The organism is Streptomyces sp. NBC_00193, from assembly GCF_026342735.1.
GTDB classification, from domain to species: domain Bacteria; phylum Actinomycetota; class Actinomycetes; order Streptomycetales; family Streptomycetaceae; genus Streptomyces; species Streptomyces stoeckheimensis.
In genome coordinates, this window is the sequence record NZ_JAPEMM010000002.1 from 574,794 (window position 1) to 587,241 (window position 12,448).

The window sequence follows — 12,448 nt, forward strand, 5'->3', positions numbered from 1 at the left end:
GGCTGTCCGACGATCAGTTCACGGCCCAGGGCGGCAACCCGGTCCCGCCATCGCGAGGGCGGGACCGGGTGCCGACCCGCTGCCGCCGGCTTCAGGCCTCAGGCCTCAGGCCTCAGGCCTCAGGCCTCAGGCCTCGGCCGTGCGGGCGAGCTTGGCCATGACCTCGTCGCGCAGGAGCTCGTACTCCGTGCGCAGGCGGCGCCATTCGCTCTCGGGAGGACGGGGCATGACGATGCCCTCGGTGATCTTCTCCTCCGGGCCGAACTGCTCCCGGGTGAGGTCGATTTCTATGCCCATCCCCAGACGGTTCCACCAGTGGTAGTCCACGCGCTCGCCGTCGACGAGGACCTCGCCGCGGACCAGCTCGCCGCCCAGCAGATCGTTGAGGACCATGGCGGTCACACCGCACTGGTCGCGGGCCGGGTTCTCCCGGGTCCAGCGATCGCGATACTCGGGCGTGCACGTCTGCTCGCTCCAACTGCTGCGGACGGCACGGTCGATGTCGGTCAGAAGGAAAGGTGTCATGCCGGCATCCTCGCAACCGGCACCGACAGAGATCCATACCCCAGCCGATCGTCCGGTCGGTTCCGTCGCGTTCCTGTCAGTCCCGCCGCCGATCGGTCGCGTTCCTGCCAGTCGTGCACAGCTCAGCCGTGCGCCGGGTGGGTCCAGAGTCCCTCCCCGGCGAGCAGCGGGAGGACGCCTTCGCCGAACCAGTACGCCTCCTCCAGGTGCGGGACCCCCGAGAGCACGAACTCGTCGATGCCGAGCCGGTGGTACTCGATGATCCGGTCGGCCACTTCCCGGTGGCTTCCCACCAGGGCCGTGCCCGCTCCGCCGCGGACCAGGCCGATGCCGGCCCACAGGTTGGGCGTGATCTCCAGGTCGTCGGAGCGCCCTCCGTGCAACGCCCGCATCCGGTGCTGGCCTTCCGACTCGCTGGCGCGCAGACCCGCCTGGACCGATCGGATCGCCTCGTGGCCGAACCCTTCGAGCAGCCGCCGGGCCTCGGCCCACGCCTGCCCGGCGGTGTCCCGGGTGATCACATGGAGCCGGATGCCGAACCGCAGTCGCCGGCCGGCCCGTGCGGCGCGTGCTCGTACGCGAGCCAGCTTCTGCGCCACCTGCGCGGGCGGTTCCCCGAACGTCAGGTAGACGTCGCTGTGGAGTGCGGCGACCTCGATCCCCTCCGGCGAGGATCCGCCGAAGTAGACGGAGGGCACCGGGTCGGGCAGCCGGCCGAGCCGGGCGCCCTCCACGCGCAGATGCGCTCCGCCGAAGTCGACCGACTCGCCGCCCCACAGCCGTCGCACGATCTCCAGGAACTCGCCGGTCCTGCCGTACCGGGCGCCCTTGTCCAGGAAGTCGCCGTAGGCGCGCTGTTCCCCGCTCTCCCCGCCGGTGACGACGTGGAGGAGGAGCCGGCCCTCCGAGTGCCGCTGGAAGGTGGCGGCCATCTGGGCGGTGAGGGTCGGGGAGACGAAGCCGGGCCGCAGGGCGACCATGAACCTCAGGCGTTCCGTTTCGCGCGCGAGCATGGCGGTGGTCACCCAGGCGTCCTCGCACCAGGCACCGGTCGGGGTGAGCGCACCGTCGAAGCCCAGCTGTTCGGCCGCCACCGCGATCTGCGCGAGGTAGCGGACGGTGGCGGGCCGTTGTTCCTCCTTGCTGCCTGCGGCGACCTCGTGGCCGCCGCCCACCACGTTCCGGCCGTCTCCGTACGTGGGCAGGAACCAGTGGAAGGACAGCGTCACCGTTCGCCCGACCCGATCCGCCGGTTCGGACCGGAGTCGTGGGCCGCCAGGAGGTCCAGGACGCTGTCGGCGCCGGCGATGTGCCGCACCAGCCGTTCCAGGCCGAGCCCGAAGCCGGCCGTCTGTATCCCGGACCGCTTCTTCCATTCCGCGTACACGCGGTTCGGTTCGCCGCCGAGCAACCGGGACTGCTCGGAGATCTCGTCCGCGTCCTTGGGCCGGAGTCCTCCCGTGGCGAGTTCACCGTGGCCTGCGGGCAGCATCAGGTCGTAGGTCTCCTGGAGTCCGTCCTCGCCCTGTTGGTAGAGCGAATCGCGTACGCCGAGCGGATAGCGGTGGATCCAGAAGGGTGAAGTGAATTTCTCGGTGAGGATCCGCTCCTCCTCATGGGTCAGATCGGTGTTCTGCGGCTCCCGCGGCCCTCGCCCGGAAAGGGTGAGCGCCTCGGCGAAGGAAATGCGCGGGTAAGGGCCGCTCCGCAGGCCGGCCAGGCGCTGCGCGGCTCCGCGGTCCTCATCCGGGAGGATCACCTCCAGATGGCGGGCGAGCCCGCCGAGGATGTTCTCGGTGACCGTGAACACCTCGTTCGCGTCCGCGGCCCGCCACTCGACCACTACCTGGAAGAACGTGTACAGGTGCCTGCCCGATGTATCCTCGCCCTCCATGAGAAGACGCAGACACGGGGTGACGCAGTAGATCCGGTCCGCGTGCTCGAGAGCCATCTGCTTCTCCACCGAGTGGCTCACGGGAAGCTGATAGGCCCATCGGCCCTCCACCGAAACGCGGTCGCCCTCATCCTTCACGTGCGGGCGCGCCCGGTCCCCCAGGACCGCGACGGAGTGCCGTGCGCCCGGCTCGTCCTGCGAGGACAGCAGCGCGGGGAGAATTTCCAGGAACTCTTGATCGAGAAGGCTCCGGCGCAATGCCTGAAGGGTCCGGCCGGTCCATTGGTACGACTGCGCGGGCGAGAAATCCATTATCACTCCGGTAATGTCGGGGCGAATACAGGTCGAGTACTGGGCGAGTGCTGGTCGAATACAGGTCGAATATCGTCCGGGCGAGCACTCTGCGGTTCCTTTTCAGTTTTGCGCATCGTCGGCAAACGACAAACGCCAACCCGCCAATATGGCCTGATCCTTCTCCACCGGCTTCGGCCTGCACTACCTTCGATGCCGGGAAGTGAAACACGGCCCGATCAGTGCAATCCGTCACAATGAGGCTCCCGCCGTCCGGTACGGGAGATGAAATGGAGAATTCAATTCCGTAGCCCGATCCGGACAGTTTTCATGGGCACACCTTTACCCGTTGCCCGTCGAAAGGCGCCGCGATAGCGTGAAGCATTTCCATGACGATGCTCGCGCCGAAGCAAGGATGTGCTCATGGCCGAAGTGCGTACGGGTGGCCTCGGATTCTTCGAACTGACCGGCAAGGTGGCTGTCGTCACCGGTGGCAGCAGCGGCATAGGGGCCGCGTGCGCCCGGCGTCTCGCCGAGGCGGGAGCCCGCGTGGTCGTCGGCTACTACTCCGGCGAAGGCCGCGCGAAGGATCTCGTCGCCGCCCTTCCCGGTGACGGACACAGCACGACCCGCATACCGCTCGACGACTCCGCCGCCGTGCGCCGGGCCGCCGAACTCGTCGCCGACCGCCACGGCGTGGTGGACGTACTGGTCAACTCCGCCGGCACCACCACGCAGGTCGCCCATGCCGACCTCGAAGGGCTGACGGACGCGGAGTTCGACCGGATCCTGACCGTGAACGTACGGGGCACCTTCTCCGTGATCCGCGCGTTCACCCCGCTGCTGCGGTCCTCCGGCGACGCGGTCATCGCCAACATCTCCTCGATATCCGCCTCCACGGGGCTGGGCAGCAGCATCGCCTACTGCGCCGCCAAGGCGGGCCTGGACGTCATGGCCACGTCCCTGGCGCGGGTGCTCGGCCCGCAGGTGCGCGTCTTCAACCTCTCGCCGGCGGCGGTCGACACCGGCTTCGTCCCCGGCCGTGATCCGGCCGCGGTCCGTACCCAGGCGGAGTCGGCGCCGCTCCGGATCGCCGCGGACCCGGACGACGTGGCCTGCTCCTTGATCGGCGCCGTCACCTCGTTGCGGCTCAGCACCGGAACGGTCGTCGTCATCGACGGTGGCGTGCGCTTGTAGGCGCCGGGCCGTCACCGAGGAGTTCACCGAGGACGTGGCGGGCGATGGCCGCCATGACCGGGTTCGTCTCCTTGTAGTAGTTCAGTTCCATGACGGCGATCGACAGCGCCCAGCCGCGGGCGCGCGTCCACATCGCGTCGTCCGCGTCCAGTGCGGCCCGGAAGGCCGGGCGGACGGCGGCCGGGAGGACGTACCAGGCCGCGATCAGGTCGACGGCCGGTTCGCCGAGACCGGCGCAGCCGAAGTCGATGACGGCGGCGAGCCTTCCGTCCGCGAGGAGCAGGTTCCCCGGTTGCAGGTCGGCGTGGATCCACACCGGCGGCCCGGACCAGGGTTCGGCCCGCAGGGCCTCCTCCCACAGGGCGGTCGCCGCCGCGGTGTCCACGTCCGCGTCGGCGCCAGCGCCCAGTTCCGCGATCGCGGTGCGGGTGTCGGCGTCCCGGGCCGCCAGGGTCTCGCTGCGGTAGGAGGCCGGGGCGTCCGCCGGATCGGCCCGGTGCAGCGCGGAGACGAACTCCGCCAGGTCCTTGGCCAGGAGGTCCGGCTCCGCGATCCGGCCGGGCACGGGGTTCTCGCCGGGGACCCAGCCGAAGACCGACCAGGACCAGGGGTAGCCCTCGGCGGGCCGCCCCATGCCGAGGGGGGCGGGGATGGGGGCCGGCAGGCCCGGGGCGAGCCGCGGCAGCCAGACGTGCTCCATGCCCACGTCGCCGGCCGCGCCCGGAGTGCGGGGAAGGCGTACGACCAGGTCCGCGCCCAGCCGGTACATGGCGTTGGACGTGCCCGCGGAGTCGACGCGCTCGACGGACAGCCCGGCCCACTGCGGGAACTGACCTGCGATCAGCCTGCGCACGAGGTCGGTGTCGATGTCGGGTTCGTCGGCGTGCATCTTTCCAGCGGGCATGAGCACCTTCCTTAAGGGTTCGGGGTCGGGCGGCCCCCACGGTAGCCGCCGGGCCGTCACACCCCGGAGCCCGGCCCGGCTGGATGCCGGACCGGGCTCGGTGGGGGGTGTCGGAGGGTCAGGGTGTGAACGTCCAGCGCTGGGCCGCGGTCGTGGCGCACGCGACCCGGGTGAGCCGGGTGCCGTTGGCCGTGGCGGAGCCGGCCGGGGTCAGGCATTGGCCGGAGTTGCGCAGGCTGCCGTCCGGGCCGGTCTGCCAGGTCTGCCCGGAGCTGCCGTTGCAGGTCTGGATCGCGACGGCGGTGGCGGTGGCGGCGTCCAGGCAGACTCCGCCGAGGCCGGTCAGCCGGCCGTCGCCCTGCAGGGTCCAGCGCTGGTTGGGGCCGCCGTGGCAGCTGTAGAGGGTGGGCTGGGTGCCGGGGGTGGTGACGCTGCCCGGGAGGTCCAGGCAACTGGACGAGGCCCCGTTGACCAGGGTGGCGGCCGCGGGCAGCGGGGTCGGACGGCCGGTGAGGGTGATCTCGGCTGCGCTGGTCCAGGGGCCCCGGCCGCCCGCCTCGGTCAGCGCCTTCAGCCGGAGGTACCGGCCCGCCTTCGCGGACAGCGGGACCGACTTGAGGGCCGCCGTGTCGGCGAAGGTGCCGGTGGCCACCGGGGATCCCCAGTCGGTGGTGGTGTCCGAGACGTAGACCTCGTAGCCGCCGATCCGGCCGTTGACCCCGCCGTCCTGGCGGGGCAGGTAGCCGAGGCCGTCGGCGGTGTAGCGGGCGCCGAGGTCGATCTGGATCTCGTGCGGGAGCGGCGCGGCCGCGGAGCCGGACCAGGCGGTGTGCCAGATGGTGCCGGTGTTCCCGTCGAAGGCGTTGCGGGCGGCGCCGTTCTCGCCGCTGGTCTCCTGGCTGTCGGCGGAGACCAGGGTCCAGGCCGCCTGGGGGACGGGGCTGGAGGTGACCGGGATGGGGTCGGCGGCCGGGACGGAGGTGCCGGTGGCCGAGACGCTGAAGGCGGCCGACTTCGCGCCCGTCTTGGTCCACAGGATTCCGCCGCGGTCGGCGGCGTCGAAGAACCAGCCCGTCGCCGCCGCGTCGTAGGCGGCCTTGCTGGTCAGCCGGGTGAGGGCGGCGCCGTCCACGGTGAGCGCGGTGGGGGCGGTGGCCACGTGGAGGCTGAACTCGTAGCCGCGCGAGGCCGGTTTGCCGGTGTAGCTGCCGGCCGGGGCGGAGACGGACACGGTGACCGTGCCGGAGCCCGAGGCGGGGGCGGTGACGTCGACCTGCTGGCGGGCGAAGGCTCCCGTCTGGTGGGCGCGGGTGATGCCGTCGTCCTCGTACAGGCTGAAGGAGGTGGCGCCGCGCGGGTGGATGTCGTAGGTGAGGGTGGAGACGGGCTTCTCCCCCGTGTAGTTCATCTGCGGCCACATCGGGACGATGGCGCCGCCCTTGACGAACAGGGGCAGGGTGTCGAGCGGGGCCTGGTAGCCGTTGAGCCAGCCCGGTCCGGCGTAGGTCTTGCCCGTCCAGTAGTCCGTCCACGTGCCGGCCGGGAGGTAGATGCCGTCGCGTACGGAGGTGTCGGAGACGACGGGGGCGACGAGGAAGGAGTCACCGGCCATGAACTGGCCGCTGGTCAGGTTCCCGCGCGCCACCGGGTCCTCGGGGTACTCCAGGACCATCGCGCGGGTGCTCGGGACGCCGGTCTCGTGCGCGGTCCGGCTCATCGTGTACAGGTACGGCATCAGCCGCATCTTCAGCTGGAGGTACTTGCGGTTGATCGAGAGGTAGGGCTCGGCGAACCGCCAGGGCTGCTTGTCCTGGTAGCCGGCGGACGGGCCGGTCGCTCCCCAGCCGGACATGGTCATGAAGGCGGGGGTGAAGGCCTTCCACTGGAGGTCGCGGGCGTACGTCTTGGGGCTGCCGGCGAAGATCCCGTCCACGTCGCCGGTGGCGTAGTTGAAGCCGGAGAGGCCGGCGCCGGTGATGGCGGGGACGTGCCAGCGCATGTCGTCCCAGGTGCCGTTGGTGTCACCGGTCCAGACGACGGCGTTGCGCTGGGTGCCGGCCCAGCCGTCGACGGTCCAGACGTACCGGCGGGCGTCGGAGTTGTTCTCTATGCCGTCGACGGCCTGCTGCACGCCGGAGAACGCCGTCTTGTAACCGCCGCCGATCCAGGCGACGTCGGTCTTCACGCCCCGCGAACCGGCGACCCCCACCTCGTCGTTGATGTTGCCGAGGCCCGTCGAGGTCCACAGTCCGGTCTGGAAGCCCTTGGCCTTCAGTGCGTCGACCGTGGACTTCAGGGGTGCGGTGTAGCCGCAGCCGTAGCCGTCGTTGGGCAGGAACCAGCCCGAGGGCATGTCCGCGGCGCGGGCGTCGGTGGCGTAGCCGACGACGTCCGGGGTGGTCTGGTGGCGGAGCCGGTTGTGGTCGCCCTGGTAGGCCGGGTTGGAGGCGTTGAAGCAGTCGGCGTTGCCGAGTTCGAAGCCCCACGCCGGAGCCATGAAGGGCTTGCCGCTGACGTCGGTGTAGGCGTCCAGGACGGTCTTGAGCGAGTCGCCGGTGAAGTACCAGGCGTCGAAGCGCTTCTCGTCGTGGGTGAGGGTGGTGGGCGCGTTGAACCCGTACGAGCCCGGGGCCCAGGTGTTGCGCATCACGCCGTAGTTGTTGGTCGACACGTAGAAGGGCGCGGGGCTGGCGTTGTTGTTCTCGCGCCATTTGTTGTCGACCGCGATCGGGACGGTCTTGCCGCGCAGTGCCCATTCGCCCAGGCGCAGGCCCGTTCCGTAGAACTGCTCGTCCGCTCCGCGCGCGAGGTACTGGGTGGTCTGGCTGCTGGTCCAGGAGGTGGGCTGCGTCTCCTGCCAGACGAGGGTGGAGTTGTCGGCCCGGTAGACGGAGAACTGCAGCGGGGTCTTGTTGGCCCGGATGGTCAGGGAACCGGTGGTGATCTTGTAGTACGTGCCCACGTCGGTCCAGGCCGCGCTGACGGGGCCGAAGTCGGTGGTGGGGGCGAGATCGGTGCCGGCCGGGTCATTGGTGAAGGCGCCGTCGGGGGAGAGCCAGAGCCGGAAGATGTCGGCGCGGGCGACGACCACCCGGACCTTGGCCCCGCCTGCGGTTGCGATCGTGAAGGTGTTCCCGGACCGGGTGAGGCCGGTGGCGTTGCCGGCCGTGGCGGGGGCGGGCGCCGAGGCGGCCGCCGAAGCCGCGGAGGAGAAGGGGCCGGCGGAGGCCAGACCCGTCACGGCGAGGGCCGCGGCGAGCAGTGCGGCCGCCGGGGCGCGCCGCCGCCGTGGGCTTCTGCGGATGCTGATGAGTCTCATGGGGCGGCTCCTCGTGCGGTCCGGGATGCGGACACCATTTGGCATGCACCGGGCAACATAGCGGTCCGGAGGGCCCATTTGAAGGAAGATGATTGGAATGGCTGGTCAACGAGCATCTTTGAGCATGTGCGGGGATGCCGCCCTCTCACTCGTATGGCCCACCTGCCCTGCGCGAACCGCCTCCCGCCCCGACCCTGGAGCGAACTGCGCACTTTTCTGGAGGGCCCGGCACCCATGGAACAGGCTCAACAGCCCGCATCGCTCCGTCAGCTCCTCCTCGCCCCCGCGACCCTGAGACTGCTCGGGCTCTCGGCCCTCGTCGGCATCCCGGTCTCGCTGTTCGCCTTCGGCTTCGTCAGCCTCGAACACGAGCTCCAGCACTGGGTCTGGCACACCGCACCCGACCTGCTCGGCTACGACCGCGCCCCGTGGTGGTGGGGCCTGCCCACACTCGCCCTCGCCGGACTGCTGGCCGCGCCGATCATCACGCGGATGGCCGGAGGCGGCGGACACGTCCCCGCCTACGGCTTCGGCGGCCCGCCGACCATGCCCCGCGAGACGCCGAGCGTGATCCTGGCCGCGCTGGCCTGCCTGCCCCTGGGCGTGATGCTCGGACCCGAGGCGCCCCTGATGGCGATGGGCAGCGGCCTCGCCCTGCTCACCCTCCGCGCCGCCAAGCGCATCGCCCAGCCCGAGCTGGCCACCGTGCTCGGCATGGCCGGATCCACCGCCGCCATCAGCACGATCTTCGGCAGCCCGCTGATCCCGGTGGTGATGGTGCTGGAGGGAGCCGCCCTCGTCGCCGGAGGTGCCCGGCTGTTCGTCCTGATCCTGCCCGCCCTGGTCTCCAGCGGGGTCGGAGCCCTGGTCTTCACCGGTTTCGGGCACTGGACCGGCCTCGGCATCGGCGCACTGACCCTCCCCAAGGAACCCGCCGCCGGCCTGCCCGACGCGGGTGACTTCCTGTGGGGCATCCCCATGGCCGCCCTGATCGGCGTCGTCATCGCCCTGGGCAAGTCCGCGGGCCTGCGCGTCCACCGCTGGACGGGCACCTCCGCGCAGCGGATCATCCTGTGCGCGGTGGCCGTCGGCGTCTGCGTCACCGGCTACGCGCTGATCACCGGACGCTCCCCCGAGGAAGTGGCCCTGTCGGGCCAGAACACCGTCGGCCAGCTGGCCGCCGACCCCTCGTCCTGGGCGGTGGGCGCGCTGGTGGCCCTCACCGTCTTCAAGCTGATCGGCTGGAGCATCGCCCTGGGCAGCCTCCGCGGTGGCCCCATCTTCCCGTCGATCATGATCGGGGCGTCGATCGGCATCGCCTTCGGCAGCCTTCCCGGCTTCGGCATGGCCCCCGCCCTCGCGGCCGGCATCTGCGCGGCCGGGGTGGCCGGCACCCGGCTCCCGGTGACCGGCGTGGTCCTGGCCGCCGCCCTGCTGGGCAAGGAGGCGTCCACCCTGATGCCGCTCCTGGTGATCTCCGCCGTGACGGCCCTCCTGGCCTCGACCCTGATCGACCGCCAGCGCCCCGCCGACCCGGCCCACCTCCAGCCCGCCCCCGCCGACGCCTAGGTGTTCTGTCCAGGGAGGTTGTGGACGGGTGATGCAGGTCTCGGCTGAGGGTTCTTGAACGGGTGAGGGCCTTCCGGGTTCGGTGTGGATTGCGACGTCTACACCAACCAGCAGAAGGCCCTCATGCCCCACCGTAATGCACCCCTGACCGAGACCGGACGCCTGCGGCTGGCCCGCTGCGTGGTCGAGGACGGCTGGCCGCTGCGCCGGGCCGCCGACCGCTTCCAGGTCTCACCCACAACTGCCCAGCGGTGGGCCGATCGCTACCGTGCGAACGGCGAGGCGGGCATGAGCGACCGGTCCTCCCGCCCGCACCACAGCCCGAAGCGGACGCCCACCCGCACCGAACGGCGGATCATCAAGGTCCGCCTCGCCCGCCGGTGGGGGCCGGCCCGCATAGCGCACCTGCTCGGCCTGGCGCCGTCGACCGTGCACCGCGTTCTGACCCGCTACCAGCTGGCCCGCCTGACCCACCTCGACCGCGCGACAGGCCGCGTCATACGACGCTACGAACGCGAGAAGCCCGGCGAACTGGTCCACGTGGACATCAAGAAGCTCGGCAACATCCCCGACGGCGGCGGCCACAAAGCCCTCGGCCGCCAGGCCGGCCGCAAGAAGCGGCCCCGCCTGGGCTACAGCTACATCCACACCGCCGTCGACGACCACTCCCGCCTCGCCTACAGCGAGATCCTGACCAACGAGAAGAAGGAGACCGCCACCGCCTTCTGGACCCGGGCCCAGGCCTTCTTCGCCCAGGCCGGGATCACCGTCGAGCGGGTCCTGACCGACAACGGCTCCTGCTACAAGTCCCATGCCTGGCGGGACCTGCTGGCAGCGGCCGGGATCACCCACAAGCGAACCCGGCCCTACCGACCCCAGACGAACGGCAAGGTCGAACGCCTCAACCGCACCCTGCTGGAAGAGTGGGCCTACGCCCGCCCCTACCAGTCAGAACAGGAGCGACGCGATGCCTTCCCCAAGTGGCTGCACACCTACAATCACCACCGCGGACACACCGCGCTCGCAGGCAAACCACCCGCCAGCCGCGTCCCCAACCTCACTGGGCAATACACCTAGGCCGTCTCTTTCGGATCAGGCCGGGCCCGCGGCGGCCGGCTCGGATGACCGGCTCTTTGCCCTTTTCATAACTTTTGGTGGCGAACCGTTCCTTCCGTCAGGTGCTCTCACTCCCCGGCAGCCATACCGACGGCCTCCGTAACAGGGCTCAGGAGTCACGCACGATGAAGCACGGCAAACGCCGGGAGGCGCAGCACGGACACGCCCGGGTCCAGGGGCACGCCCCCGACCGGCCTCCCAGGTGGCGGCGGCTGGTCGGGGTGGCCGTCCCGCTGACCGCCGTGGTCGGGATGACCATCGGGTTCGTGACCCACCTCAACCGGTCCGACGACAGCGGCGACGTCGGCGACACCGTGCACCTCGACGAGCCCCGCACCACGGCCCGGGGGAAGGCCGGTGACGCGACGGGCGACCCGCTGACCCTGATGCCCACCGGACCGGCGCCCGAGCTGAAGGTGTCCGGCACCATCCCGGAGGACGGCAGCAAGGTGATGGTGACCACCCTCGCCGGGAAGAAGTCCCACTTCACCGGCAAGGTCTGGCTCTGGGTGCCGCCGCAGTACCACGACCCGAAGTACGCGCACAGCGGCTTCCCCGTGATGATCGCGCTGCCCGGCGGGCCCGGCTTCAACGAGAACTACTGGAGCGGGAGCAACCTCAAGCTGGAGGCCGACATCTCCAAGTGGTCCAAGGAGGGCGCCAGCCTCCCCTTCATCCTCGCCATGCCGGTGCTGAACCCGGCCTCCGACAAGGACGGGCTGTACTGGGACGGCAGCGACATCCCCGGCCAGCCGAAGATGGGCACCTGGCTCACCGAGGACGTCCCCGACCTGGTCCGCGCGACGTTCCGTACGATCAAGTCCCGCGACGGCTGGGCCTTCATGGGCAGCTCCTCCGGCGGGTTCGCCGGGCTCAAGGCGGTGCTGAAGAATCCCGACCGGTTCCGCGCCGTGATCGCCGGCGGGCCCGACATCGTCCCCGACTCCCGGCTGTGGAACGGCCACCCCGCCGAGAAGGCGGAGAACAGCCCGCCCGAGCTCGCGCAGAAGCTGATCGACCGGGGCGGACCCGAGGTGGACCTCGCCTTCCAGGTCGGCACCAAGGGCAGCGACGTCCAGAACCGGCCCCCGATCGAGAAGTTCATCAAGGACTACGGCAAGGGGCCCGTGAAGACGATGTTCCACGTCGACGAGGGCGGCGGCCACGACGCCTACACCTACGCTCCCGGCATGTACGACGGCGGGCTCATCCAGTGGATCAGCAAGCTCATGCGAGGGCCCGTCCCCAGCCCGTGACGGGCGGGGGGCTCACGGCCAGGACCGGCGCCGCCGGTGAGCCGTGGCGGTGCCCGCAGGGCTCGAAGACCAGCACCACGGGCTGCCCCGGACGCTGTCGCCAGGAGATGCGTTCCGGGGTGTCCTCGCACACCGGGCAGCACGGCAGCGGACCCGGCTGATCCGACCGACCCGTCGGGCTCATCGAGCCGATCGGGCTCGACGGGCTCGGCCGCCTCGGCTCCGCCCGGTACTCGGGGGCGGCCGCGAGCTGCGTGGAGTGCGGATCGCTCATGGAGACTCCCTGGTCGTGCGGCTGGACTGCTCGCACTGTGCCATGGACGTGCCCCCTGGCGCACGGGTGAATCCTCCAGTGTTCCGGCGATGTTCCGGCAGGT

At 70.8% G+C, this 12,448-nt stretch carries 10 protein-coding genes; 4 read left to right on the forward strand and 6 right to left on the reverse strand.

Features of this window, described 5'->3' with window-relative positions; all coding sequences use genetic code 11:
* Positions 1–126 precede the first annotated feature (126 nt).
* The 3 genes from OG898_RS30725 to OG898_RS30735 all read right to left on the reverse strand — a co-directional run bounded on the left by OG898_RS30725 (position 127) and on the right by OG898_RS30735 (position 2,731).
* Positions 127–525, reverse strand: coding sequence for a hypothetical protein (locus OG898_RS30725; protein WP_250741594.1), 399 nt, complete (start codon positions 523–525; stop codon positions 127–129).
* 122 nt (positions 526–647) lie between these two features.
* Positions 648–1,754 (reverse strand): LLM class flavin-dependent oxidoreductase, encoded by a 1,107-nt coding sequence (locus OG898_RS30730; RefSeq protein WP_266961364.1) that lies wholly within the window; start codon positions 1,752–1,754, stop codon positions 648–650.
* The gene (locus OG898_RS30735) at positions 1,751–2,731 is read right to left on the reverse strand and encodes an amino acid--tRNA ligase-related protein (protein ID WP_266961366.1); all 981 of its coding nucleotides are present in this window, start codon (positions 2,729–2,731) and stop codon (positions 1,751–1,753) included. The genes OG898_RS30730 and OG898_RS30735 overlap by 4 nt, the downstream gene beginning before the upstream one ends.
* A 402-nt stretch (positions 2,732–3,133) precedes the next feature.
* Here OG898_RS30735 and OG898_RS30740 point away from each other — a divergent pair, with 402 nt between their 5' ends.
* The gene (locus OG898_RS30740) at positions 3,134–3,907 is read left to right on the forward strand and encodes an SDR family NAD(P)-dependent oxidoreductase (protein ID WP_266961368.1); all 774 of its coding nucleotides are present in this window, start codon (positions 3,134–3,136) and stop codon (positions 3,905–3,907) included.
* Here OG898_RS30740 and OG898_RS30745 read toward each other — a convergent pair.
* Together OG898_RS30745 and OG898_RS30750 are read right to left on the reverse strand one after the other, a co-directional pair.
* Positions 3,882–4,811: an aminoglycoside phosphotransferase family protein gene (locus OG898_RS30745; protein WP_250741598.1), complete on the reverse strand. Its 930-nt coding sequence runs from the start codon at positions 4,809–4,811 to the stop codon at positions 3,882–3,884. The genes OG898_RS30740 and OG898_RS30745 overlap by 26 nt on opposite strands.
* Before the next feature lie 118 nt (positions 4,812–4,929).
* Positions 4,930–8,130 carry a TIM-barrel domain-containing protein gene (locus OG898_RS30750; protein ID WP_266961371.1) on the reverse strand — a complete coding sequence of 1,067 codons (3,201 nt, stop codon included), beginning with the start codon at positions 8,128–8,130 and terminating at the stop codon, positions 4,930–4,932.
* A 234-nt stretch (positions 8,131–8,364) separates the two neighbouring features.
* Here OG898_RS30750 and OG898_RS30755 point away from each other — a divergent pair, with 234 nt between their 5' ends.
* The 3 genes from OG898_RS30755 to OG898_RS30765 all read left to right on the forward strand — a co-directional run bounded on the left by OG898_RS30755 (position 8,365) and on the right by OG898_RS30765 (position 12,071).
* Positions 8,365–9,699, forward strand: a complete 1,335-nt coding sequence (locus OG898_RS30755) for a chloride channel protein (protein ID WP_266961373.1) — start codon at positions 8,365–8,367, stop codon at positions 9,697–9,699.
* Between the two features lie 123 nt (positions 9,700–9,822).
* A complete protein-coding gene (locus tag OG898_RS30760; protein WP_266959640.1) occupies positions 9,823–10,776 on the forward strand; it encodes an IS481 family transposase in 954 nt (317 codons plus the stop codon).
* A 164-nt stretch (positions 10,777–10,940) separates the two neighbouring features.
* Positions 10,941–12,071 (forward strand): esterase family protein, encoded by a 1,131-nt coding sequence (locus OG898_RS30765; protein ID WP_266961375.1) that lies wholly within the window; start codon positions 10,941–10,943, stop codon positions 12,069–12,071.
* Here the strand turns inward: OG898_RS30765 and OG898_RS30770 are convergent.
* Positions 12,043–12,345, reverse strand: coding sequence for a hypothetical protein (locus OG898_RS30770; protein WP_266961377.1), 303 nt, complete (start codon positions 12,343–12,345; stop codon positions 12,043–12,045). The genes OG898_RS30765 and OG898_RS30770 overlap by 29 nt on opposite strands.
* Positions 12,346–12,448 lie beyond the last annotated feature (103 nt).